At 68.5% G+C, this 24,891-nt stretch carries 16 protein-coding genes; 6 read left to right on the top strand and 10 right to left on the bottom strand.

Going from position 1 to position 24,891, the window contains the following annotated elements; genetic code table 11:
• Positions 1 to 61 precede the first annotated feature (61 nt).
• From MQP27_RS03665 to MQP27_RS03655, 3 genes are read left to right on the top strand one after another with little or no spacing between them, the layout of a single operon-like run.
• Positions 62 to 949 (top strand): metal-dependent hydrolase, encoded by an 888-nt coding sequence (locus MQP27_RS03665; protein ID WP_242760772.1) that lies wholly within the window; start codon positions 62 to 64, stop codon positions 947 to 949.
• Positions 949 to 1,965, top strand: coding sequence for a PDR/VanB family oxidoreductase (locus MQP27_RS03660; RefSeq protein ID WP_242760771.1), 1,017 nt, complete (start codon positions 949 to 951; stop codon positions 1,963 to 1,965). Before MQP27_RS03665 ends, MQP27_RS03660 begins: the two co-directional genes overlap by 1 nt.
• Positions 1,966 to 2,021: 56 nt before the next feature.
• Positions 2,022 to 2,711 carry a TetR/AcrR family transcriptional regulator gene (locus MQP27_RS03655; RefSeq protein WP_242760770.1) on the top strand — a complete coding sequence of 230 codons (690 nt, stop codon included), beginning with the start codon at positions 2,022 to 2,024 and terminating at the stop codon, positions 2,709 to 2,711.
• On the opposite strand, the gene MQP27_RS03650 is transcribed toward MQP27_RS03655, so the two are convergent.
• From MQP27_RS03650 to pulA, 3 genes are all read right to left on the bottom strand, one after another.
• Positions 2,708 to 3,070 carry a 5-carboxymethyl-2-hydroxymuconate Delta-isomerase gene (locus MQP27_RS03650; protein WP_242760769.1) on the bottom strand — a complete coding sequence of 121 codons (363 nt, stop codon included), beginning with the start codon at positions 3,068 to 3,070 and terminating at the stop codon, positions 2,708 to 2,710. The two genes, MQP27_RS03655 and MQP27_RS03650, sit on opposite strands and share 4 nt — an antisense overlap.
• 35 nt (positions 3,071 to 3,105) lie before the next feature.
• Positions 3,106 to 4,737 (bottom strand): fused response regulator/phosphatase, encoded by a 1,632-nt coding sequence (locus MQP27_RS03645; RefSeq protein ID WP_242760768.1) that lies wholly within the window; start codon positions 4,735 to 4,737, stop codon positions 3,106 to 3,108.
• Positions 4,738 to 4,806: 69 nt separating this feature from the next.
• The gene (gene pulA / locus MQP27_RS03640; protein WP_242760767.1) at positions 4,807 to 10,182 is read right to left on the bottom strand and encodes a pullulanase-type alpha-1,6-glucosidase; all 5,376 of its coding nucleotides are present in this window, start codon (positions 10,180 to 10,182) and stop codon (positions 4,807 to 4,809) included.
• A 191-nt stretch (positions 10,183 to 10,373) separates the two neighbouring features.
• Here pulA and MQP27_RS03635 point away from each other — a divergent pair, with 191 nt between their 5' ends.
• Entirely contained in the window at positions 10,374 to 12,440 is a 2,067-nt protein-coding gene (locus tag MQP27_RS03635) for a carbohydrate-binding module family 20 domain-containing protein (RefSeq protein ID WP_242760766.1), read from the top strand.
• Here MQP27_RS03635 and MQP27_RS03630 read toward each other — a convergent pair.
• Entirely contained in the window at positions 12,413 to 13,723 is a 1,311-nt protein-coding gene (locus MQP27_RS03630) for an RNA-guided endonuclease InsQ/TnpB family protein (protein WP_242760765.1), read from the bottom strand. The genes MQP27_RS03635 and MQP27_RS03630 overlap by 28 nt on opposite strands.
• Positions 13,724 to 14,002: 279 nt before the next feature.
• On the opposite strand from MQP27_RS03630, the gene MQP27_RS03625 reads away from it, so the two are divergent.
• A complete protein-coding gene (locus tag MQP27_RS03625; RefSeq protein WP_242760764.1) occupies positions 14,003 to 15,202 on the top strand; it encodes a serine hydrolase domain-containing protein in 1,200 nt (399 codons plus the stop codon).
• Here the strand turns inward: MQP27_RS03625 and MQP27_RS03620 are convergent.
• The 6 genes from MQP27_RS03620 to MQP27_RS03595 all read right to left on the bottom strand — a co-directional run bounded on the left by MQP27_RS03620 (position 15,189) and on the right by MQP27_RS03595 (position 23,376).
• The gene (locus MQP27_RS03620) at positions 15,189 to 16,589 is read right to left on the bottom strand and encodes a glycoside hydrolase family 30 protein (RefSeq protein ID WP_242760763.1); all 1,401 of its coding nucleotides are present in this window, start codon (positions 16,587 to 16,589) and stop codon (positions 15,189 to 15,191) included. The two genes, MQP27_RS03625 and MQP27_RS03620, sit on opposite strands and share 14 nt — an antisense overlap.
• Positions 16,590 to 16,701: 112 nt before the next feature.
• Complete coding sequence (locus MQP27_RS03615; RefSeq protein WP_242760762.1) at positions 16,702 to 18,075, bottom strand: alpha-amylase; 1,374 nt, start codon at positions 18,073 to 18,075, stop codon at positions 16,702 to 16,704.
• A 138-nt stretch (positions 18,076 to 18,213) separates the two neighbouring features.
• On the bottom strand, positions 18,214 to 19,884 hold the full coding sequence (locus tag MQP27_RS03610; RefSeq protein WP_242761391.1) for a glycoside hydrolase family 13 protein: 1,671 nt from the start codon (positions 19,882 to 19,884) through the stop codon (positions 18,214 to 18,216).
• A gap of 173 nt (positions 19,885 to 20,057) precedes the next feature.
• A complete protein-coding gene (locus tag MQP27_RS03605) occupies positions 20,058 to 20,972 on the bottom strand; it encodes a sugar ABC transporter permease (protein WP_242760761.1) in 915 nt (304 codons plus the stop codon).
• 13 nt (positions 20,973 to 20,985) lie between these two features.
• Positions 20,986 to 21,990, bottom strand: a complete 1,005-nt coding sequence (locus MQP27_RS03600; protein WP_242760760.1) for a carbohydrate ABC transporter permease — start codon at positions 21,988 to 21,990, stop codon at positions 20,986 to 20,988.
• 111 nt (positions 21,991 to 22,101) lie between these two features.
• Positions 22,102 to 23,376, bottom strand: coding sequence for an extracellular solute-binding protein (locus tag MQP27_RS03595; RefSeq protein ID WP_242760759.1), 1,275 nt, complete (start codon positions 23,374 to 23,376; stop codon positions 22,102 to 22,104).
• A gap of 390 nt (positions 23,377 to 23,766) precedes the next feature.
• Between MQP27_RS03595 and MQP27_RS03590 the strand changes: the two genes are divergently transcribed.
• The gene (locus tag MQP27_RS03590) at positions 23,767 to 24,801 is read left to right on the top strand and encodes a LacI family DNA-binding transcriptional regulator (protein WP_308289907.1); all 1,035 of its coding nucleotides are present in this window, start codon (positions 23,767 to 23,769) and stop codon (positions 24,799 to 24,801) included.
• Positions 24,802 to 24,891 lie beyond the last annotated feature (90 nt).

Raw genomic sequence — 24,891 nt, 5'->3', positions numbered from 1 at the left:
GATGTAAATAAGAGGACGCGCAGGGGTTCCCGTGGCCCCTACCCGTCAGTACATTGACGCCATGTCTAACACGCCGCCGCTCAAGGCCCGGAAGGTGTCCTTCTCCTGGGACGGCACGCCGTTGCACTGGGTGCCCGGGGACCCCTTCACCACGCACACCATCAATGTGCTGCACATGCTGCTGCCCGCCGGTGAGCGGTGGTTCGTGCACGTGTACAAGCAGGTGCTGCCGCTGATCCGGGACGAGCGGCTGCGCGCGGACGTGATCGGGTTCATCGGCCAGGAGGCGATGCACTCGCAGGCCCACGACGAGGTGCTGCCGCATCTGCGCGAGCAGGGCCTGGACCCGACGCCGTACACCGCGCAGGTCGACTGGTTCTTCGAGAAGCTGCTCGGCGACCGGACGCTGCCGCCGGGCAGGGCACGCCGGTGGTGGCTTCTGGAGCGGGTCGCGATCATCGCCGCCATCGAGCACTACACGGCCTTCCTCGGCAACTGGGTGCTGAACGCCGAGGAGTTGGACCGGCGGGGCGCCGATCCGACCATGCTGGACCTGCTGCGCTGGCACGGCGCCGAGGAGGTCGAGCACCGGTCCGTCGCCTTCGACCTGTTCATGCACGTCGACGGCAGCTACCGGCGCCGGGTGCGCACCTGGGCCACGGCGTTCACCGCGCTGGTGTTCCTGTGGCAGCGCGGGGCGCGCTTCTTCATGGAGAACGACCCGACGCTCACCGACGGAAAGGCCTCCTTCAAGCAGTTCTACGCCGGCGGCCGGCGGGGCACGCTGCCCGCGACCGGGGACATGCTCCGGTCCATCCCGCGGTATCTCAGCCGGGACTACCACCCCTCCCAGGAAGGCTGCACCGAGCAGGCCGTCGCCTATCTCGCCTCCTCCCCCGCCGCCATCGCCGCCGTCGCGGCCGTCGCGTCGGAGAAGGGAGCCGCGTGATGGCGAAGCTGCGCACCGTCGCCGTCCTCGCCGGGGCCGCGCTGCTCACCCGGCGTGCCCTGCGCCGCCGGATCCAGGCCTCGCCGCTGTGGCCGATGCCCGCTCTGGAGAACCCGACCTCCGGGCGGCCCCGGTCGCGGGCGCTGAGGCTGCTGGTGACCGCGCACGAGACGGTCGCCGAAGGTGTCGTACAACTGCGCCTGGAAGGCAGGGACTTGCCGCGCTGGGAGCCGGGGGCACATCTGGATCTGGTGCTGCCGTCAGGGGTGGTGCGGCAGTACTCGTTGTGCGGGGACCCGGCGGACACCTCGGCGTACACCGTCGCCACCCGGCTGGTCGAGGGCGGTCGGGGCGGTTCGCGCGAGGTGCACGAACAGGTGGCGGAGGGGATGGAGCTGGAGGTGCGGGGGCCGCGCAACCGGTTCCCGCTCGTCGCGGCCCGGTCGTACGTCTTCATCGCCGGGGGAATCGGGATCACGCCGATTCTCCCCATGCTGCGGGCACTTGGGGACGGAGTGGAATGGCGGCTGCTGTACTGCGGACGGTCGCGGGAGTCGATGCCGTTCCTGGAGGAGGTCGAGAAGCTCGGCGGTGACCGGGTCACGGTGGTCACCGGGAGGCCGGATCTCGACGCGCTGGACGTGCCCGGGGAAGCGGCCGTCTACTGCTGCGGGCCGGAAGGGCTCATGGCGGCCGTCGAGGAGCGGTACCCGCAAGTCCACCTCGAACGGTTCACGCCCCATGCCGCCCCCGGCGCCGCCTTCGAGGTCGAACTCCGGCGCAGCGGGCGGACGTTGACGGTCGGCGCCGACTCGACCGTGCTGGCCGCGGTGCGCACCGAGCTGCCGGACACGGCGTACTCCTGCGAGCAGGGATTCTGCGGGACCTGCCAACAGCGGGTGCTGGAGGGGGAGGTGGAGCACCGGGACGAGCTGCTGACGGACGCGGAGCGTGGCGACTCGATGCTGATCTGTGTTTCGCGGGCACGGAGTGAGAGACTCGTGTTGGACATGTGAACACCCGTGGCCGGACCGGTCCGTTCCGGGCCGGATCCGATCGGTAAGGTGTTCGCATGACTACCGGGGTACGTCGAAGAATGGGAGTCGAGGAGCGGCGGCAGCAGTTGATCGGCGTCGCCCTCGAACTGTTCAGCCAACGCTCGCCCGATGACGTGTCGATCGACGAGATAGCGTCCGCCGCGGGCATCTCGCGCCCGCTGGTGTACCACTACTTCCCCGGCAAACTCAGCCTGTACGAGGCCGCGTTGAGGCGGGCCGCGCAGGATCTGGCGGGCCGGTTCGCCGAGCCGCAGGAGGGTCCGCTCGGTGACCGGCTGCGGCGGGTGATGCGCCGCTTCTTCGACTTCGTCGACGAACACGGGCCCGGCTTCTCGGCGTTGATGCGCGGCGGCCCGGCCGTCGGCTCGTCCGCGACCAACGCCCTCATCGACTCCGTGCGGCAGGCGGCGTACGAACAGATCCTGGCGCATCTGGACATCGAGGATCCGCCCGCGCGACTGGAACTGGTCGTGCGCTCCTGGATCTCGCTCGCCGAGTCGACCGCGCTGATCTGGCTGGACGGCCGGCGCATCCCGCGCGCCGAGCTGGAGGCCCAGCTCGTGCACGACTTCGCCGCGCTGGCCGCCGTGAGCGCCGCCTACGACGAGGAGATGGGCGCGCTGCTGCGCCGCATGCTCAAGCACGAGCCGGCCGACGGCCCCTTCGCGGACCTCGTCGGCCGACTGATCGCGCTGGCGTCCTAGCGCTCGAACTTCCGGTACGACGGGTCGAGGTCGCGGACCTCGGCGGAGGCGTGCAGGACGAAGCCGTCGCCCTCGTCCTCGATGTGCTTGCGCAGCAGCTCCAGGACCGCCTCGGTCAGCACGACCTTGGTCTCGTCGCTGCGGCCGGCGAGCAGGCCGATGGTGACGTGCACGACGGCGTGCCCGAAGTCCAGGGGGTCCTCGTAGCCGAACGCGGTGAGCTCGGACGGGCGGAACAGCGTCTTGCACGCCTCCGGCTTGGCGCCCGCGATCGCGACGACCGCCTCGTGCAGGTCCCGCGCGAAGCCCTCCTGGTCGAACTGGATCGAGTTCGAGTGGTCGACGGTGATCTGCGGCATGAGCACTCCTGTTCTACGGCGGCGACAGGGCCACCCTAATTGCCCAGGTCCTTCAATTGGAGGGCCAACATCGCGATGTCGTCCTCGCGGTCGTGGCCGAAAGAGGCCAGCAGGGTGTCGCAGAGGGCATCCAGGCCGGGCAGGGCGCCCACGGCGGCCGCTCGGAGGTGTTCCATCGAGGCCGTGAGGTCGGTGCCGCGGGTCTCGATCAGGCCGTCGGTGACCATCAGGAGCCGGTCGGTGGGTTCCAGGAACAGCTCGACCGGCGGCGGGTGGGACAGACCGACGCCGAGCAGCGGGCCGGCCGCCTTGACGTACTCGGCGTCCCCCGTGTCGCGCAGGATCAGCGGCGGGATGTGGCCGGCGTTGGCGATCCGGGCGCGCCCGGTGGCCGGGTCGATGTGGACCAGGCACACGGTCGCGGTGGTCTCGGCGTGGTAGTGCACGAGCATCCGGTCGAGCCGCTCGGCGAGCACCGCCGGGTCGCTCTCCTCGACGCAGTAGGCGCGCAGCGCGTGCCGGATCTCGACCATGACGGTGGCCGCGTCGAGCGAGTGCCCGACGACGTCGCCGACCGCGACGAGGACCCCGTCGTGCACCCGGATCGCGGCGTAGAAGTCGCCGCCGATCTCGGTCTGCTGGGACGCGGGTACGTAGCGCACCGCGAGGTCGATGCCGGGCAGCTCCGGCAGCCGGTGCGGCTGGGGCAGGAAGCTGTGCTGCAGGGTGAGCGCGACATGCCGCTCGACCTGGTACATGAGCAGCGGTTCGGCGGCGAGCGCGGCGGCCTGGGCGAGCTGGGCCAGCAGGGCCTCGCCCTCGGGGTTGGCCCGGCGCAGCCCGCGCGTGGGCACGGCCAGGCACACCGGCGACCTGCCGTCCTGGGTGACCACCAGCGCGAGGCGGGCGTCGTGCTGCACTCCGGGCCGGAAGAACCCGGCCGGCCACAGCGGCGCGGGCACCGTGGTGAGCTGCAGGCCGACCTGCCCCCGGGTGAGCCGGCGCAGCAGACCGGCCACGGTCCGGTGCGCGCCCTCGTCCGGCGCGGGGAACACGCTCCGCTCCCGGCACAGGCCGCGGTAGAGCTTGTCGTCCTGGTCGAGGACGAAGACGGCGGCGGGACAGCCGAGCAGCCGCGCGGTCCCGTCGGCGGCGGCGGTGGCGAGTTCCCGCAGGGAGCGCGCCGCCTGGATGCCGACGATCGTCTCCGACAGCAGCTTCAGGCGCCGTACCAGTGCCTGGTCGTCGGCCCGCAGCCGCGCGGCACGGACCGCGGCCCGCACCGCCGCCTCGATCTCCTCGGGTTCGGCGGGCACCGTCAGATAAGCCTCGGCGCCCGAGTCCAGCCCGGAGCAGCGCCCTTCCGGGGCCAGGGCGGCCGCCGAGAAGTGCACCACCGGCAGACCGGCCGTGTGCGGCCGCTCCTTGAACCGGCGGCACAGCTCGAAACCGCTCATGTCCGGCAGATGCACGTCGATCAGGGCCACGTCCGGCATGATCCCCTTGCGCAGCCGTACGTCGAGCTCGGCAAGCGCCTCACCGCCACTGGCTACGGGCACGACCTTGTGGCCGGCCCGGCGCAACAGGGTCCCCATCGCGTACCGGCTGGCCTCCGCGTCGTCCACGACCAGCACGGTCGTGTCTGTCAGCTTGCCGTTGACGTCCATCTTCCAACCCCTGGACAACACCGGTGGGGCGGACCCTCTCGGACCCGCCCCACCAAAGTAATGCCGTTCTCAGGCAGTTCGGGAGAATACCGCCACAGTGCGCCCCGGAACGGCGAACGTGCCCGATTCCCGCTCATACGAAGAGGACTTGACGATAGAGTCCGCGCCCGCCGCCTGCACCGGATGCAGCCGGTAGCCGGTCCCGGCCAGCGCCGTCACCCGCTGTTTCTGCTCCGCGGGGGTCGCGTTGAAGACGACGACGAGGTCACCGAGCTCCATGGTGATCACACCGGGCGTCTCGTCCTTTCCGGACAGCGGGAAGGAGAGCTTCGACTGCACCTGTCCAGTGCTGTCGAGTGAGAAGGCGCTCTCGGTCGTACGAATCCTCAGCAGATCGCGGTACGCGGCCGAGGCTCCCTCGATCTGGTCGCACCCCACCTTCACCGTACTCAACAGGGGCTTGGCGTAAGGCCACTTGGCCTCGTTGTCGGCCGCCATCGGCAGCCCCTGCCCGAAGCCGTTGCCGTCGGAGCAGTTCCAGTGGACGGCGTTGAACCAGTCGCCGCTGTCGTAGGAGTTGCGGTCCAGGGACTTGGAGCGGAGCAGGTCGCTGCCGGCCTGGGAGAGGGACGGCCCCTGCGAGAGGGTGGCCGTGGCCATCGCCAGGACCTGCATCCGGGCCCGGTCGGCGGCGGACGTACCCGAGGGCAGCTTGTACGTCAGCGCGTCGAACAGGGACTCGTTGTCGTGCGCGTCGGCGTAGGCGACGGCGTCGCCGGGCGCGTCTGCGTATCCGGCCGGTTGGCCGTTGTAGTCGACCTCGGCGCCGGTGACCTCCTTGCCGTCGGTGTCGGTGAAGCGGTACTTGGCGAGGTTGCCGGTCAGGCCGACCTTGATGAGGTCCTGGTAGTGCAGCAGGCGGGCCTTCTGCTCGGCCGAAGTTCCGTTCGCGGTCGAGGAGTTGGGGTCGGTGTAGAGGCCGGAGGCGAAGCCCTGGACGCCGGGGTCGGAGTCGAAGGGGCTGCCGCCGCGCACGGCGTCGCGGGCCCGGTCGGAGAAGGTGGCGATGCCGGTGCCGGCCATGTTCTTCTGGGTGGCCTGCACGAAACGGGCGTCGTCGGCGACCTCGCCGAAGTTCCAGCCCTCGCCGTACATGATGATCTTCTTGCCGTCGACGCCGTCCTTCTTGAGGGTGAGCGCGTCGAGGGCCTTCCTGACCGCGAGGATGTTGGCCTTCGGCTGGTGGCCCATGAGGTCGAAGCGGAAGCCGTCGACCTTGTACTCCTTGGCCCAGGTGACGACCGAGTCGACGACCAGCTTGCCCATCATGGCGTTCTCGGTGGCCGTGTTGGCACAGCAGGTGCTGTTGGCGACCGAGCCGTCCGCGAGGAGCCGCTGGTAGTAGCCGGGGACGACTTGGTCGAGGACGCTGGTGTCCGCCTGGCCGGCGGCCGCCGTGTGGTTGTAGACGACGTCCATGACGACCCGGAGCCCGTCCTGGTTCAGGGACTTGACCATCTCGCGGAACTCGACGGTACGGCCCGTCCCGTCCGGGTCGGTCGCGTAGGAGCCCTCGGGGACCGTGTAGTGGTACGGGTCGTAGCCCCAGTTGTAGGCGTCCTTGGCGGCGATCTTCGCCACGCACTCCTGCTGCTTGTCGGAGTCGGCCGCGTAGGAGGCGAGATCGCAGTCGGTGGTCGCCTGGTCGGACTTCCTCTCCGGGACGGTGGCGATGTCGAACACGGGCAGCAGATGCACGTACGACGTACCGGACCTGGCCAGCTCACGCAGGTGCTTGGAGCCGTCGCTGTCCTTGTCGGTGAAGGCGAGGTAGGTGCCCCGGTCCCTGGCCGGCACGGTCTCGTCCGCGACGGAGAAGTCCCGGACGTGCAGCTCCTGGATCTGGGCGTCCCTCAGCGGTACGGCCTTCGGCTTGGCGAGGCTCGACCAGCCGCTCGGGGCAAGGGACTTGTCGTCCAGGTCGACGACCAGGCTCCGCTCCGAGTCCGTGGTGAGGGCGACCGAGTAGGGGTCGGTGACCTTGTTGGTGACGACCTTGCCGACGGTGGGCGCCCACACCTTCACCACGTACCGGTACTCCTTGCCCTTCCAGGACTTGGGACCGGTGACAGACCAGACGCCAGTGGTGTCGTCGCGCCGCATCGCCTTGAGGGAGCCGTCCAGCTCCAGCGACACGCTCTGCGCGGTCGGCGCCCAGACGGCAAGCGTGGGACGCCCGTCGCGGAACGTCGGCCCCAGTTCCGCCTTGGTCGCGCTCGTGTACACGTCGTCCAGTACGCCGGCGATCTGCACGCCGGTCGCGGCCAACACGGCGCCGTTCGCGGCGCGTTGGGACGCCACGATCTGTCCGTCGAGTGCCTCGCGCACCCGGCCGCGGTCGCGCGGGTCGACCGACCAGGCCGTGTAGTCCTTCAGATACGGGAACTTGGCCTGCTGGGCGTCGGTGAGCGTGGCCTTCGTCAGCCGCAGCCAACGCTCGTCGTCGCTCGTCAGCGTGCCGTCCTTCACGGCGATCGAGCCGTCGTGGGAGTAGAGCAGCTGGGTGGAGACGGCGGCCTCGGAGCCGTTCCAGGCGACCGTGTTCCGGTCGATCCAGACCGCCTTGGAGGTGGTCAGGTCGAGCGCGGCGGCGGAACCGGCTGGCAGCGGCAACAGGTACTTCTCCTGGCCGTTCAACAGCCAGACCTCATAGCCGTCGGCCTTGAGATCGAGCGACTGGTCGGCCGGGAGGTCCTTCTCGTCGCCCTTGTGGATGATGTAACTCAGGCTGGTGGCACCGTCGGTGAGCGGTACCTCGAAGACCGCGCCATAGGCGTCCGTCCTCACCGGCTTCAGCGGGCTCGACCAGTCCGTGGGGTTCGCGGCTCCGGTCCACACGTGCAGACCCCAGCCGTCGTAGTTCCCGTCGGCGCGGTGGTAGTGGACGACCGCCTTGGCCGTGTCCTGCGCCGGGTAGTCCGGCCGAGTCGTCTGAACCGCCTCCTTCCCCTGCTCGATCCACACCTCGCCGGTCTTGGTGACGTCGATCGAGCGGTCCGCGGAGACGTCCTTGTTGCCGTCCTTGTCGATGACGAGGAATCCGACGTTCGACGCCCCGGCCTTCAACTTGACGTAGGCGAAGGCGCCGTAGGCGTCCCGGCCGACGAACGGGTGGCTCGCGGGCCAGGTCGTCGACTCGCCGTCGGCGAGGTCGCCCCAGGCGTACAGGCCCCAGTTGTCGTAGTCGCCGTCGGTGCGCTTGTAGTGGACGATCGCGTAGTCTCGGGAGGAGGCGGTGGGGATCTCCGTGGCGGGCGGGGTGCCGGTGGTGGAGGCCGCGGTGGCGCTCGCCGTGTGTCCGGCCGTGTCGACGACAACTGCCTTGTAGCGCAGGGCGGTTCCGGCGGGTACGTCTTTGCCTATCGCCTGCGTGACCTTGTACGGGGCGTGGTCGGCGGAGCCGAGCGTCCGCCACTTGCCGTTGCCGATCTGGGCGGCGAAGACGACCCGGTTGAGCCGGCCACCGTCGACGTCGGCGGAGATGTCGACCGTGCCGGTGGCGCCCGCGTCGGGGGCCTTGAGGGTGATGGTCGGGGCGGTCCCGGGCTTGGCGAGCCTGCCCGCCGCCTTGAGGACGATCGCCGATCCGGCCGGCACCGTGACGGTGACCTTCTTGTCGGCACCGGAGGTCACGTCCGCCGAAGTCCCGTAGATTCCGCGGAACTTCATGTCCGCCGAGCCGGTCGCGAAGGTGGCCGACTTCGCCTCGCCCGCGTTGTTGAAGGCGACGACGTATTCCTGGCCGGTCTTGGCGTCCGTACGGCTGAAGGCGTAGACGCCCGATCCGTCGGCGGCATAACGCTCGGTCTGGACGCCGTCCGTGAGGGCGGGGTTGTTCCTGCGCAGCTCGCTGAGAGCACTGATCTGCTTGTAGAGCGGTGCACTCGTGTCGTACGAGTCGCTCGCGTGCGTGCGGTCGGTGCCGATCTCGTCGTCGTCGAGGTAGTCGGCGACCTTGGACGCGAACATCGTCTGGCGGGCGTCCTTGTCGCCGCCGGACCCGGTGAAGCCCTGCTCGTCGCCGTAGTAGACGACCGGGTTGCCGCGGCTGAGGAACATCACCTCGTTGGCGAGCTCGTCCTTCTTCAGCAGCTCCGCGTCCGTGGCCTTCGGGTTGTCCTGCTCCAGGAAGTACCCGATGCGGCCCATGTCGTGGTTGCCGAGGAAGGTGACCTGCTCGTACGCGTTCGCCTTGTCGGTCGTGTACTTGTAGTCGTCGCCGAACACCGACGAGAGCTTCTGCGCGCTGCCGCCCTGGGAGGCGTAGGTGCGGGCCGCGTCCTGGAAGGGGAAGTCGAGGGTGGCGTCGAGGCGGCCCTGGGTGACGTACGGCGAGGTGATGGACGTGTCGGCGGAGTAGACCTCGCCGAACATGAAGAAGTCCTTACGGCCGTGCCGGGCCGCGTAGCTGTCGAGCGCGGTCGCCCACTGTGTCCAGAACTCCATGTTCACGTGCTTCACGGTGTCGATCCGGAAGCCGTCGACGTCGAAGTCGCGCACCCACCGCTGGTAGATCCTCTCCATGCCGCTGACGACCTCGGGGCGCTCGGTCCACAGGTCGTCGAGGCCGGAGAAGTCGCCGTAGGTGGCGTTCTCGCCGGCGTAGGTGGAGTCGCCGCGGTTGTGGTACATCGTCGTGTCGTTGAGCCACGACGGGACCTTGACGTCCTTCTTCGCGGCGGGGACGGTCGGCGTCCGCGGGAAGGAGGCGGTGGAGACCGCCGGGAACTCCTTCTTCCCGTCCGCGTAGTCGGCGTCGTCGAAGGGCCGCCCGTCCTTGGTCAGATAGGGAAAGGCACCCTTCGACAGGTAGTCGTACGACTTCTCCTCGTAGTCGACGACGTCGGCCGTGTGGTTGGTGATGACGTCGAAGAAGACCTTCATGCCCTTGGCGTGCGCCTTGGAGATGAGGGTTTCCAGGTCCTTGTTGGTACCGAAGTGCGGGTCGACCTGGGTGAAGTCGGTGATCCAGTAGCCGTGGTAGCCGGCCGAGGCGTTGCTCCCCGTCCCCTGCACGGGCTGGTTCTTGAAGATCGGGGCCATCCAGATGGCGGTGGTGCCCAGGCCCTTGATGTAGTCGAGCTTCTTCGTCAGGCCCTTGAGGTCGCCGCCCTGGTAGAAGCCCTTGTCGGTGGGGTCGTAGCCGGTGCTCAGCCGTGAACCGGTGAGCCCGCCCTCGTCATTGGACGTGTCCCCGTTGGCGAAACGGTCCGGCATGACGAAGTAGAACTGCTCGCGCGTGTCGTCGTGCCGGGCGGGCGCGGCGGCGAGCTCGGTGTCCGAGGGCGGCCCGGGCGGGGCGTCCGCGTGGGCCGCGAGCGGCTGTATCAGCGCCGCGGCGAGGGCGGCCACGGCGACGGCCGCGACCCGTCTGACATGTATCACCGGTGTGAACTCCTAGCGATAGCGGCTCTCGTGGGTCCGACCCCGCGTGACCGTATCGCTGACGCAAGGATTACAGCAAGAGTTCTGAAACTCATAGCAAGAAGTTTCAACGACCGCCTTGACGTGCCTTCCTCAACACCCCCACGCTCACCCCTGGTCGAAACCCCCAACACCCTTCATCGGAGCCGCACATGACCAGACACCGACCCCCGGGTGTCTTCCGGCGCACGGCCAGTGCCGCGGCCGCCGGCGCGCTGGCCCTCGCGGGCGCGATAGCCCTGCCGGCCGCCGCAGCGCACGCGGACACCACGGCAAAAGGCGATGTCATCGCCAACCTCTGGGAATGGAACTGGGACTCCATCGCCTCCGAGTGCACCAACATCCTCGGCCCCGCCGGCTACGGCGCGGTCCAGGTCGCCCCGCCCTCCGAGTCCCTCGAACAGTCCTCGTACTACTGGTGGGACGTCTACCAGCCGTACTCGTACACCCTCAACAGCCGCTTCGGTACGGCATCGCAGTTCGCGTCGATGATCACCGCCTGCCACAACGCCGGCGTGAAGGTCTACACGGACGCGGTGATCAACCACACGGCCGCCCAGACCGGCACCGGCTACGACGGCACCACGATCACCAACAAGTACGACACCCCGGACTGGGACCCGGGCGACTACCACACCTCGGCCGACTGCCCCACCTCCGACCTCACCATCCAGGACTACTCCAACCTCACCCAGGTCCAGAACTGCGAACTGCTCGGCCTGCCCGACCTCAAGACCAGCTCGGACAACGTCCGTTCGGGCCTCGCCGCGTTCCTCAACAAGCAGATCGCGCTCGGCGTCGACGGCTTCCGCGTCGACTCGGCCAAGCACATCCCGGCCGCCGACTTGGCCGCGATCGTGGCCAAGCTGAACACGACGACGTCCGGGGCGGCGCCGTACGTCTTCGACGAGGTCTACCCCGGTTCGACCCCGCAGCCGTCCGACTACTACGGCTCCGGTGACGTCCTCGACTTCACGTACGCGAGCAAGATGAAGTCGGCGTTCGAAGGGAACGTGAGCGACCTGTCGTCGCTCGAAAGCAGCGGCATCCTGCCCGCCGCCAACTCGGTCTCCTTCGTGACCAATCACGACACCGAGCGCAACGGCCTGCACATGAGCTACAAGGACGGCGACGCCTACAAGCTCGCCAACCTCTTCGAGCTCGCCTACAAGTGGTCCACGCCGACGATCTACTCCAGCTGGCAGTGGACCCAGAGCGACCAGGCCCCGCCGAACTCGTCCGGCTTCGTCACCGACACGGACTGCTCGGGCAGCTGGAACTGCCTCGACCGCGACACCGCGGTGGTCGGCATGGTGGCCTGGCACAACGCGGCCGGCAGCGCCGCAGTCTCCGACTGGTCGACCAAGTCGTCCTCCGTCATCGGCTTCGGCCGCAGCGGCGCGGGCTTCTTCGCCGTCAACAACGGCTCGTCCTCGGCCACTTACACCTTCGCGACCGGCATGGCCGACGGCACGTACTCCAACGTCATCGACGGCGGCGCGAGCACGGTGACGGTCTCCGGCGGCAACGCGTCGATCACCATCCCCGCGAAGGACGCCGTCGCCTTCTACAACTCCTCCTACACCTGCACGGTCGGCTGCGACGACTCCGGCGGCGGCTCCACCTCCACGGTGACGGCCACCTTCAACGAGTACGCCTCCACCACGTCCGGCACCAACGTTTACGTCGTCGGCTCGATCGACGCCCTGGGCTCCTGGGACACCTCGAAGGCGATCCAGCTGTCGTCCTCGGGCTACCCGATCTGGTCGGGGGCGGTGAGCGTGCCGATCAACACGTCGTTCACGTACAAGTTCGTGAAGAAGGATTCATCCGGAAACGTCACCTGGGAGTCAAACGCCAACAGGTCGGCAACGACGACCACTTCAGCGATCAACCTGAACAATTCCTGGAACGTGGCGGACGCGAGCGCCACCGACGTCACCTTCAACGAGTACGCGACGACCGACTGGGGCACCAACGTCTACGTCGTCGGCTCCATCGCCTCCCTCGGCTCCTGGAACACCAGCGACGCGATCCCGCTGTCGTCGGAGTCGTACCCGACGTGGAGCAGGCTGGTGATCGCGCCGAAGAGCACGGCCTTCACGTACAAGTACATCAAGAAGGACAGCTCCGGGAACGTGACCTGGGAGTCCGGCACGAACCGCTCGTACACGACGGGGACCTCTTCCGGCTACTCCACCAGTGACACCTGGAATTGACTTGCTTCTCGCTCTGAAGGGCGAGGATTCTGGCCTTCCCTGACCGGTTGCTGTGCCGTTACGCGGCACGGTTTCCGGTCAGGGAATCCGTGGCTTCCTGTTTCTTCGCGCTGTGCCGGGATCGCTCCTGGTCTTACCGGCGCTCCGCAGGCTGTTGCCGCCAGTCCGGCGGCCGTTTTGATGTTGAGTGCGGCGTTGTGGTCCCGGTCGTGGACCGTGCCGCAGGCGCTGCAGATCCATTCCCGGATGCTGAGGGGTTTGGGGCCGTCCTTGGCGCCGCAGGTGGAACAAACCTGGCTGGTCGGCTCGAACCTGCCGATGGGGACCAGGGTGCGTCCATACCGTTGCGCTTTATACGTGAGCATGCTGATGAACTGTGCCCATCCGGCGTCGTGCACGGACTTGGCCAGGCGGGTGCGGGCCAGTCCCGCTACAGACAGGTCCTCCACGGCGATCCCTTGGTTCTCGGAGATCAGCCGGGTGGAGAGCTGGTGGTGGAACTCACGGCGCGCGTCGGCGACCTTGGCGTGGGCTCGGGCGACCTTCTCGCGGGCCTTGGCCCGGTTCTTGGATCCCTTCAGTTTGCGGGACAGCTCCTTGTGAGCCTTCTTCAGTTTCTTCTCCGCGCGGCGCAGGAAACGCGGGGAGTCGATCTTCGTGCCGTCGGACAGGACCGCGAAGTGCGTGAGGCCGAGGTCGATGCCGATGGCACGGTCGGTGTCGGGCATACGGGCCTGGTCGGCGGCGGGGTCGGTGTCGAGGACGAAGGAGGCGAAGAATCTGCCGGCCGCGTCCTTGATGACGGTGACGGAGGTGGGCGTGGCGGGCAGGGTGCGGGACCACTTCACCTTCACCGTGCCAATCTTCGGCAGGCTGAGGCGGCCACTGTCGGTGATGCTCCACCGGGCGTTGGCGGTGAACCGGATCGACTGCCTGTTGTCCTTGCGGGACTTGAAGCGGGGCGGGCCCAGTTTCGGGCCCTTGCGGGTGCCCTTGAGGGAGGCGAAGAAGTTGCGGTACGCCATCTCGGCGTCCCGCAGGGACTGCTGGAGGACGACTGCGGACACTTCACCGAGCCAGGCGCGCTCCGGCGTCTGTTTCGCCTCCGTGACCAGCTGCCGGGACAGCTGGCCGGCCGTCGGGAACGGCCGCCCGGCCTCACGGGCGTCCTCACGGGCCCGCACGGCGTCGTTGTACACGACGCGTGCGCACCCGAACGCCCTGGCCAGCGCGGCCTGCTGAGTGGCGTCGGGGTACAACCTGAAGGCGTACCGGAGCTGCATGACGATCACACTAGGCACATCGAACCTATGTCGTCACAGGGAACATGTGAACGATCCGTCACCGCCACGAGGGGGCCCGGCTCCGCCGGAACGACACCGCAACCCTCCGCGTCGCGGTCACAGGATTCGCTCACCCGGCCTGAGGGCCGGAGCCCTGTGAATGATTTCCGGTGGCTGAACGAGTGAACTCGTCGGTACGACTGTCGGAAGAAGGCGTCGGGGCGTGTCCCTGATGGTGGTCTTGCGGTCCGACCCCGTGACCGAAAGAGGCACCCCACCATGCGACGCATCCCCCACCGCCGACTCATCAGCGCGACGCTGTTCGTGGCGTCGCTGCTGGTTCCGATGGCAGCCGCTCCCGCCACGGCCGGGCAGGCCGTGAGCGGGGAGCGGCGTCCGCACGGCGATTGTCGGCCGGGGGGTCTCGGGCATGAGACGACCTCCCGGCTGGACCGGACCATCGCGGATGTCCGTCGGCAGGCCGGCATCCCCGGTGCCGTCGTCGGGTTGTGGATGCCCGGCAAGGGCTGCTACGTCCGCGCGAGCGGTGTCGCCGACAAGGTCAGCGGGCGGGCGATGAGCCCCGATGTCTTCCTGCGGATCGGGAGTGAGACCAAGACCTTCACCGTCACCGCGCTGCTCGAACTCGTCGACGAGCACCTCATCGGGCTGGACGACCCGATCTCCTGGTACGTCCGTGGCGTGCCGAACGGCCGTCACATCACCCTGCGGCACCTCGCCGAGATGCGCAGCGGCCTGTTCCCGTACACCGCCGACCCGGACTTCGTGCACGACCTGCTGAGCGACCCGCAGCGCTACTTCACGCCGCGGGAAGCACTGGCGTACGGCTTCAAGCACGACAACGCCTTCGCGCCGGGCACGCGGTTCCAGTACTCCAACACCAATCTCGTGCTGCTCGGGCTCGTCGTCGAGAAGGTCAGTGGGCAGCGGCTCGGTGACTTCCTCGACGAGCGGGTGCTCGGGCCGGCGCGGCTGCGGCACACGCTGCTGCCGCACGGGCCCGAGTTCCCCGAGCCGCATCCCCGCGGATACACCGACCAGACGCTCAGCGGCGAGGTCGCCGACTCCACCGACTGGAACCCCAGTTGGGCCTGGGCGGCCGGCGGGATGATCTCCGACCTGCACGACCTGCGCCGCTGGGCGGAGATCGTCGCCACCGGGAAGCTGCTCAGCCCCGAGGCCCAGGCCGAGCGGCTCAAGACGCTCCCGACCGGCATCCCCGGCACCGGCTACGGCCTCGGCATCTTCGAGACCGGCGGCTGGATCGGCCACAACGGCTCCATCCCCGGCTACGAGACCGTCACCGTCTACCTGCCCTCCCGGCGGGCCACCCTGGTCATCATGATCAACACGGACATCAGCAGCCAGGGCCAGGAGCCGTCCAGCATCCTGGCCCGCGCGATCACGGAGGTCGTCACGCCGGACAACGTCTACGACGGGGCGGCTACTGCTTCCTGATCGTGTACGTCACCAGGGAGCGTGCCGGGACCGTGGTGTTCAGCGTCCCCGAGCTCACCGCGGCGGCCGGCTGCCGGGCCGTGCCGTGCGTGCCGTCGGTGAGGTACGGGGTCGCCGTCCCGGTGGTGATGCCGGTGTTGCGCAGGCTGAAGGAGACGGGCGTGGCGGTCGTGGACGCGTTGAGCGCGACGACCGCCACCGTGCCGTCGGGGTTGCGGAAGGCGGAGAGCCTGAGGTTCGCGTCACCGGTGGTCGCCCCGATGCGAACGGCGCCCGGGCGGATGAAGCGGCTGTAGTTCGCCAGCGCCCAAAGGCGTTTCGATACGTGGTAGTTGTCGCCGTCCATCTGGATCAGGCCGCGGGTCGCGCCCGTGGAGGCGCCGTACCAGTAGACGTATCCGCTGACGTTCCCCTTCGTCAGGGCGTCGTTGACGGCGGTGGCGACGGTGAAGCCGTCGTAGCCGCTGCCGTCGTCCCAGTTCTCGTTCCAGGTGGTGCCGTTGGGCGACCACTCGGACATCCAGGTGCGCTTCGAGGTTGGCAAGGGGCTGTCGACCGCGCTGGCGTAGTTGTGGCCGGTGTGGGTGGTGACATAGCCGCGGGCGACCGGGTCGGCCTCGATCGCGCTGGTGTAGGCCTTCTGCTGGGTCCAGCCGAAGGAGTCGCAGCAGGCGAGCTTGTAGCCGTTCGCGGCCGCCACCGGGCCGAGCACCTTCGTGAACTCCGCCGCCTGTGCCGGGGTGAGCCGCATCGAGTCGTACGTGGCCGTCCAGTCGGGTTCGTTGGTGAAGCCGAGGTCGGTGACGCCGATGCCCTCCTGGCCGTAGAACTTCGCGTACTGGACGAGGAAGTCGGCGTACGCCCTGCGCCAGTCGCCGCTCGCGCAGCTCGCGCCCGCCAGGCCGCACAGGGTGCCGCCGTTGGCGTCCGTGCCGTTGGTCTTCATGTAGCCGGGGGCGGTCCAGGCGTCGGCGTAGAAGCGGTTGACCCCGTACGCCTTGGCCTGCTGGGCGAGCCAGACCTGGCCCTTGTCGTAGCCGTCCCAGGTGTACTTCGGGGTCGCGTTCGGGCCGCCGGGATCCGTCGGCTGGATGCCGGAGTCGATGCCGAGGCGCAGGATGCTGAGGCCGGCGCCGGTCGTGCGGTTGAAGAGGAGGTCGAGGATCTCGCGCTGGTGCTGGGCCGATAAGCCCTGCGAGCCGTTCATGATGGCGGCCCGTCCGAAGTGCTCGGAGATTCCGAAGCCGTCGATGGGCTGGTACACGGTGGCGCCGTCGACGGTGGCCGGGGTGGCCTCGGCCGAGGGCAGGGCCGCCGCGGTGGCGCCGGTGGCCGTGAGCAGGGCGGCCGAGGCGGTGAGCGCCCACTTCCTGACTCTGCGCTGCATGATGCTCCCTTCGGCGGGAGCGCCATGGATGGGAGCGCTCCCATACGACAAGACAGCAGGGAACGTAGGACGACACTCGACGAGCGTCAATCCCACGCGCCCCGCTGGTCGTTCAGCAGCTCGACTTGCCGGTGTAGATGGCGAGAGCGGTGTTGGAGCCGAGCGTCGCCGTGAACTGGCCACTGGAGTTCACCGTCACGCTCGTGTTGTTCTGCACGTTGCAGTACGTCCCCGCGGGCAGCGAGGTCTGGTACGTCCGGGTCAGCGAGCCCGACTCGTGGTTGATGGCGACATAGCCCTTGCTGCCGCGCCCGAAGCCGATCGCGTCGCCGCCGTTGTCCCACCAGTTGGTCACCGACTCGCCGCGCACGGCGTTGCGGAAGGCGACCATGCGAATGATCTCCGGCCAGGCGTGCTGGCACTTCCAGCCGTCCTGCCAACAGGCGGTCACGGAGCCGTTGTTGGGCGGGCCGGCGTCCGTGTCGGACCATTCGTAGCCGGAGTTGATGTCCGGGGCGCCGTACGGGTAGGCGAGCATGAAGACGTTGGCGAGGGTGTAGTTCGCCCCGTCCTTGTAGTTCAACGTGCTGCCGTTGCGCTCGGTGTCGTGGTTGTCGACGAAGACGCCTGCCACCGAGCTGCTCATGTAGCCCCAGCCCTCGCCGTAGTTCTTCAGGTAGGCGAGGTTCTCGTTGTTGAAGACGCGCTTGAGGTCGTAGGCGTAACGGAACTCCTGCACATCGCCGTTGCCCGTGTACTCGGTGGGCTGGACGGCCTCTCCGCTGCCGTAGATGACCTCCTGCTTCCAGTACACCGACGGGTTGCTCAGCCGGGACTTGATGTTGGCGAGGTCGGTGGCCGGGATGTGCTTGGCCGCGTCGATGCGGAAGCCGTCGACGCCGTAGCCGAGCAGGGAGTTCATGTAGCCGGCGATGGTGGCGCGGACGTACTCCTCGCCGGTGTCCAGGTCGGCGAGGCCGACGAGTTCGCAGTTCTGGACATTGGCGCGGTTGGTGTAGTCGCTGACCGTGGAGGTGCAGTCGTCCATGTCGTACGACGAGTACAGGCCCGGGTAGTTGTACTTCGTGTACGAAGAGCCGCCGGTGCCGGTGCCGCTGCCGGCCGACATGTGGTTGATGACGGTGTCGACGACGACCTTCACTCCCGCCGCGTGACAGGTGTTGATCATGCTCTGGAAGGCGGTCGCGTCACCGAGCCGGCCGGCGATCTTGTAGCTCACCGGCTGATACGAGGTCCACCACTGCGAGCCCTGTATGTGCTCGGCGGGCGGGCTGACCTGGACGTAGCCGTATCCGGCGGGGCCGAGGGTGTTGGTGCACTCCTTGGCGACGGAGGCGAAGTTCCACTCGAAGAGGACGGCGGTGACGTCCTTGGTGCCGGGCGGGGAGGCATGCGCCAGGGTCGGGTTCATGACAAGGGTGGCGGCCGTGAGGGCGGCGGTCGCGGCCAGGGTTCTGCGGGCCATGTGGGGGCTCCTTCACCGTTGAAGGCTCTTGCAGCAAGCTTTCTGCAAACTTGCGGTGACGGAGATGTTAAAGGCCCGCTGCCTGAAAAGGCAGCGGGCCGTGTGAAGTTGATGCAAGAACTTTCAGAGGCGGGTCTTTCAGGGGCGGGTGGTGAACCACACCGTCGTGTCCGCCGGTACCTTCGTCTCGCCGTCCGCCTCGGTGACCTCGCCGCTGGCGAGCAGGACACGGCCGTACGCCGGGGTCGTCACGGACTCGCCGCCGGTGTTCGCCACGCACACGAACTCCCCGCGCCGGAAGGCGAGGACGCCCTCGGGGGCGCGCAGCCACTCGACGGAGTCGCCCGCGCCGAGGTCGGGCTGCGCACGGCGGACGGCGAGGGCGGCCCGGTACAGCTCCAGGGTCGAGCCGGGGACGCCGGTCTGCGCCTCCACGCTCAACTCGCCCCAGCCGTCCGGCTGCGGCAGCCAGCTCCCGCCGTCGCCGAAGCCGTACGACGATCCCTCGCGCGTCCACGGGATCGGCACCCGGCAGCCGTCGCGGAAGCCGTCCTGGCCCGCGCCGCGGAAGTACGCCGGGTCCTGGCGCACCTCGTCCGGCAGGTCGACGACGTCCGGGAGGCCGAGTTCCTCGCCCTGGTAGACGTACGCGGATCCGGGCAGCGCGAGCATCAGCAGCGTCGCCGCCCTGGCCCTGCGCAGGCCGAGTTCGCGGTCGCCGGCCAGGCGGATCTGGGTGCCGAGGCCGGGCGGGTTGGCGAAGCGGGTGGTGTGGCGGGTGACGTCGTGGTTGGACAGGACCCAGGTGGCGGGGGCGCCGACCGGGCGCATGGCCTCCAGGGTGCGGTCGACGACCTTGCGCAGCTCGTCGGCGTCCCAATCGGTCGACAGGTACTGGAAGTTGAAGGCCTGGTGCAGCTCGTCCGGGCGGACGTAGTTGGCGGTGCGCTCGACGGTCGGGGTCCACGCCTCGGCGACGAAGATGCGCTCGCCGCTGTACTCGTCGAGGATCGTGCGCCACTGGCGGTAGATCTCGTGGACGCCGTCCTGGTCGAAGAACGGCATGACATCGTTGCCCAGCAGCTTGAGTTGGTCGTGCGAGCCGAGGTCGGGCAGACCGGCCGCCTTGACCAGCCCGTGCGCCACGTCGATACGGAAGCCGTCGACGCCCATGTCGAGCCAGAAGCGCAGGATCGAGCGGAACTCGTCGCCGACGGCCGGGTGTTCCCAGTTGAAGTCGGGCTGCTCGGGGGCGAAGAGGTGCAGGTACCACTCGCCGTCGGCGACACGTGTCCACGCCGGGCCGCCGAAGATCGACTCCCAGTCGTTGGGCGGGAGTTCGCCGTTCTCGCCCTTGCCGGGGCGGAAGTGGTAGCGGTCCCGGAGGGGGGAGCCGGGGCCTTCGCGCAGCGCGCGCTTGAACCACTCGTGCTGGTCGGAGGAGTGATTGGGCACGAGGTCGACGATGATCCTCAGACCCAGCTCGTGGGCGTCCCGGATCAGCGCGTCGGCGTCGAGCAGGTTGCCGAACATGGCGTCCACGGCGCGGTAGTCGGCGACGTCGTAGCCGGCGTCGGCCTGCGGGGAGGCGTAGAAGGGGCTGAGCCACACGGCGTCCACGCCGAGGTCGCGCAGGTACGGGAGTCGGGAACGTACGCCTTCCAGGTCGCCCATGCCGTCGCCGTTGCCGTCGGCGAAGCTGCGCGGATAGACCTGGTAGATCACCGCGTCCCGCCACCAGTCGCTGCGCTTGGCTTTGGCGGGGGTGGGGGTGGGGGCCTGGGCGATGGCGGTGTGCTGCTGGCTCATGGCGTCCTTGGGGCTCAGCGGAGTCATTGGGTCAGGTGTGTGTGGCGAGACGGCCGCGGTGTCGGCGGGGTCGGATGGACATCGCGGCCGTCTCGGGTTTTGGGTGCGGCGCCGTGGGGGCTGGTCGCGCAGTTCCCCGCGCCCCTGAAGGGGCGCTGCCGAAACCGGCGTTTTCAGCCCTTCGTTCCGCCTGCCGTCAGGCCGGTCACCAAGTTCTTCTGCACCAGGTAGAAGAACGCCGACACCGGTATCGCGATCAGCACCGCCGTCGCCGCCATCAGGTTGCGCTGGGCGTCGTGTTCGCTGACGAAGGTCTGCAGGCCCACCGCGAAGGTGTACTTCGTGTCGGACAGCATGAACGTCGACGCGAAGGCGACCTCGCCGAAGGCCGTGAGGAAGCTGTAGAAGGCCGCGACCGCCAGGCCCGGCTTGGCGAGCGGCAGGATCAGTCGCGCGAACGTGCCGAAGGGGGTCAGCCCGTCGACGCGTCCCGCCTCGTCGATCTCGAACGGGATCGTGTCGAAGTAGCCCTTCAGCAGCCAGGCGCAGTAGGGCACCGCGGTCGAGCAGTAGACGAGGACGAGTCCAAGGTAGCTGTCGATGAGCTGCAGGTCCGACAGGATCTGGTACATCGGCACCATGAGTACGGCCACCGGGAACATCTGGGTGACCAGTAGCACCCACATGAACTTCCGGTAGCCCGGGAAGCGCATGCGGGAGACCGCGTAGCCGGTGGTGGCGGCGATCAGGACGCCGATGACGGTCGTGCCCAGCGAGACGATCAGCGAGCTCTTCAGCCAGTCGAAGAACTCGGTGTGCTGGAGCACGAACGAGTAGTTGGAGAAGGACATCTTGGACCAGATGCCGCCCGGGTGGAGGTAGTCGTCCTTGTCCGGGCCGAGCGAGAGGTAGATCAGCCAGGCCACCGGGAAGAAGGCGATCAGGCTCGCGACGGTCAGGATGCCGTGGGAGGCGAGCCGCCCGGCGGGGCTCTGCTCGCCGCGGCGGCGCACCCGGCGCGGCGGGGCGGCGGCCGCGGAGTCCCGCTCGCCGGCCGCGGCGGAGGACTCGACAGTGGTCGTACTCATGGGAGCTCCTGCCTCAGATCGCGAGCTGCTGCTCATTGCGGTTCAGCCAGCGGCGGTAGAAGGAGGTGAAGACGATCAGGATGGCCAGCAGCAGGATGCCGTAGGCGGCCGACTGGGCGAAGTCGCGCGGCTGCTGTCCGAAGCCCAGGTAGTAGGCCCAGGTGACGAGGATCTGGGCGTCCGGGGCGGTGTTGCCGAACAGCAGGAAGATGACGGCGAACTGGTTGAAGGTCCAGATGATGCCGAGCAGTACGACCGTGGAGCTGACCGAGCGCAGCCCCGGCAGGGTGACGTACCGGAAGCGCTGCCAGGCGCTCGCGCCGTCCATCTCGGCGGCCTCGTACAGGGAGGCGTCGATGGACTGGAGGCCGCCGAGGAGCGAGACCATCATGAAGGGGACACCGCACCAGGTGTTGACCATGATGGCGGCGAACCGCTGCCAGAAGGTGCTCTCCAGCCAGTCGGGCTGGGGCAGGTGGAGCGCGTCGAGGGCGATGTTGATGATGCCGCCGTCGGCGAGCATGAACCGCCAGCCGAAGACGGTGACGAAGGTCGGCACGGCCCACGGCAGGATCAGGATCAGCCGGTAGAAGGTGCGCCCGCGCAGCTTCTGGTTGAGCAGGAGCGCGAGGCCGAGACCGATCGTGTAGTGGAGGGCGACGCAGAGGGCCGTCCAGACGATCGTCCAGATGAAGTGGGACCAGAAGCGGTCGTAGGACGTCGGGCCGAACAGGATGTCCTTGTAGTTGTCGAGCCCGATGAACTTGTAGGTGGCGTCGATGTGGTTGACGCCGATCGTGCGCGCGGTGTTGAGGCTGTTGGCGTCGGTGAGGGTGAGGTAGAGGCCGTACACCAACGGGTAGAGCACGAGGACGCCGAGGACGATCGCGACCGGCGCGATCATCGCGTACGCGTACCAGTGCTTCTGGTAGCTCTGCTTCAGCCGTTGGCCCAGCCCGGGCCGCGGCGCGCGGTCACCGTGGCGTTTGCCGGTGGCGCGGTCGATGGCGACTGTCATGTTCGACACCTTCTGGAAGTTCTACGGCACTGAGAAGTGGCTGGGCACAGGCCGGTGACCGCCGGATCCCCACCCCCCGTGATCAGGGGGGACCCGGCGGTCACTCGGTGCTCACTTGCTGAAGTCCGGCACCAGCTTGGCGATGGCGAGCTCAGCGTTGCTCAGGCCCTTGTCCAGGGACTCCTTGCCGCCGGCGATCTTCGGCAACTCGGTGTCCAGCGGGCCCCACAGGGAGCTGTACTCGGGCAGCGCGGGCCGCGGCTGGGCGGCGGACAGGACCGTCTGGAAGCCGGCGATGCCCGGGTCTGCCTTGACCTCGGCGGTGTAGGCGTCGTCACGCGTGGGGAGCGTGGAGTTCTTCAGGGCGATCTCCGTCTGCGACTTGGCGGAGGTCATGAAGTTGACGAACTTGAGGGCCGCCTTCTGGTGGGCGGAGTCCGAACCGGCGTACACCGACAGGTTGTGGCCGCCGGTCGGGGCGCCCGCCTTGCCGGTGGAGCCGGCCGGGACGGTGGCGATGCCGAGGTTGGACTTGTCCTTGAAGGCCGAGCCCTTGTAGAAGTTCGTGATCTCCCAGGGGCCCTGGATGATCGCGGCGACCTTGCCGTTGACGAAGGCGTCCTGGATGTGGGCGTAGGCGTCGGCGGTGACGTCCGCCTTGTGCAGGCCCTGCCCGGAGAAGAGGCTCTGCCAGGTGCCGTAGGCCTTCTTCGCGGCCGGCGAGTTCACGGTGATCTTCTTGGCGGTGGCGTCGACGGTGTCGGTGCCCTCGCCGTAGAGGAAGGTCTGCGCGTAGTAGGCCTGGGTGGAGCCCCAGTAGCCGTAGACCTTCTCCTTGGCGTCGATCTTCGCGGCGTCGGCCTTGAGCTCGTCCCAGGTCTTCGGGGCCTCGGTGATGCCGGCCTTCTTGAAGATCGCCTTGTTGTAGACGAGGGCGAGGGTGTCGGTGACCAGCGGGACGCCGTAGGTCTTGCCGTCGTACTGGGCCTGCGTGATCAGGCTCGACTGGAACTTGCTCTGGTCCTTGAGGGCCTCGGTGCCGTCCAGCGGCAGGAAGTAGCCCTTCTTGGCGAAGGCGGGCGTCCAGCCGACCTCGGAGCGCAGCACGTCCGGGGCGCCCTTGGAGCCGGCGGCGGTGTCGAACTTGTTCTGCGCCTGGTCGAAGGGGACGTTGACGTACTTGACCTTGATGTCCTTGTTGGCGGCCTCGAACTCCTTGACCAGGGCCTTGTACGTCGGCGCCTCATTGGTGGCGTTGGAGGTGTCCCACCACGTGATGGTGACCGGACCGTCCGACTTGCCGCTGCCGCTGTCGCTGCTCCCGCAGGCCGTCGCCGCGAGGGCGAGGGACGCCACCAGCGCGCTGGCCGCTATGCCACGCCGCATGAGTTCTCCTTGAGGGTGAAAGCCCGTGTGGTGCGGAGGCCGGCCCCGTCTGCCGTCTCCGCCGTGCCGACTGCGCCGTTGCGGCCGCCGGGCGACGAGAACGTAACAGCGATGTAAGCGGCACCGAAAGACCTTGCAGCAAAAAATTGCAAGAAGGCGCGAGAGTTACTCCGCCGTGACCTCCGCTCGACTCGTCCGCAACCGCGTATTGAAGCCGCTGAGCGGGCAGGCGCACTCTTGTGCAAGACTCTGCAAGCTCTTGCCGTACCTGGCGCCCAGCGAACACGAGGGACCGCGATGACGCAGCAACCCGCACGGAGTCGGGCGACCGCTCGTGCCCGGCGCCCGATTGGTGTGCAAAGTGACGGTCGGCCGGTACAGTCCACCCCTGTGACCACACGGCTAGCCGACATCGCTGCTCAGGCGGGGGTGAGCGAAGCGACCGTCAGCCGCGTCCTCAACGGGAAGCCGGGCGTCGCCGCCACCACTCGCCAGTCCGTGCTGGCCGCGCTGGACGTGCTCGGCTACGAGCGTCCGGTGCGGCTGCGACAGCGCAGCGAGGGGCTGGTCGGGCTGATCACCCCGGAGCTGGAGAACCCCATATTCCCGGCCCTCGCCCAGGTCATCGGCCAGGCGCTGACCAGGCAGGGCTACACCCCGGTGCTCGCCACCCAGACCCCGGGCGGCTCCACGGAGGACGAGCTCACCGAGATGCTGGTCGACCGCGGGGTCGCCGGCATCATCTACGTCTCCGGCCTGCACGCCGACACCACGGCCGACATGGAGCGTTACGAGCGCCTGCGCGCCCAGGGCGTCCCCTACGTCCTGGTGGACGGCTTCTCCCCGAAGGTCCAGGCCCCCTTCATCTCCCCCGACGACCGCGCGGCGATGACCCTGGCGGTGACGCACCTGGCCTCGCTGGGGCACACGCGGATCGGTCTCGCCCTCGGCCCGAAACGGTTCGTCCCGGTCCAGCGCAAGATCGAGGGCTTCGTCCGCGCGATGCAGGACCAGCTGGGCCTGAACGCGGAGACCATCGAGTCGGACCTGGTCCAGCACTCGCTGTACACCCTGGAGGGCGGCCAGGCGGCGGCCACCGCGCTCATCGGCCGCGACTGTACGGCGGTGGTGTGCGCGAGCGACATGATGGCGCTCGGCGCGATACGGGCGGCCCGGCAGCTCGGCCTCGAAGTCCCGCGGGACGTCTCGGTGGTGGGCTTCGACGACTCCCCGCTGATCGCCTTCACCGACCCGCCCCTCACCACCGTCCGCAAGCCGGTCCCGGCGATGGGGCAGGCGGCGGTACGCACGTTGCTGGAGGAGATCGGCGGGACACCGGCGCCCCACAGTGAGTTCGTGTTCATGCCGGAGCTGGTGGTGCGCGGTTCGACTGCTTCGGCGCCTGGGGACCGGAATCGTCCCTAGGGAGTAGGGACGGGGGTTCGTATGTTGTAGAACATGCGCGCTCAACCCGACCGAGGGATGATCGGTGGCGGAAGGCATTTCTGGCAGACT

This window comes from Streptomyces cylindrosporus, from assembly GCF_022698165.1.
Classification (GTDB): domain Bacteria; phylum Actinomycetota; class Actinomycetes; order Streptomycetales; family Streptomycetaceae; genus Streptomyces; species Streptomyces cylindrosporus.
The sequence above is the reverse complement of the archived record's forward strand: the minus strand, read 5'-3'. Positions and strand labels throughout refer to the sequence as shown.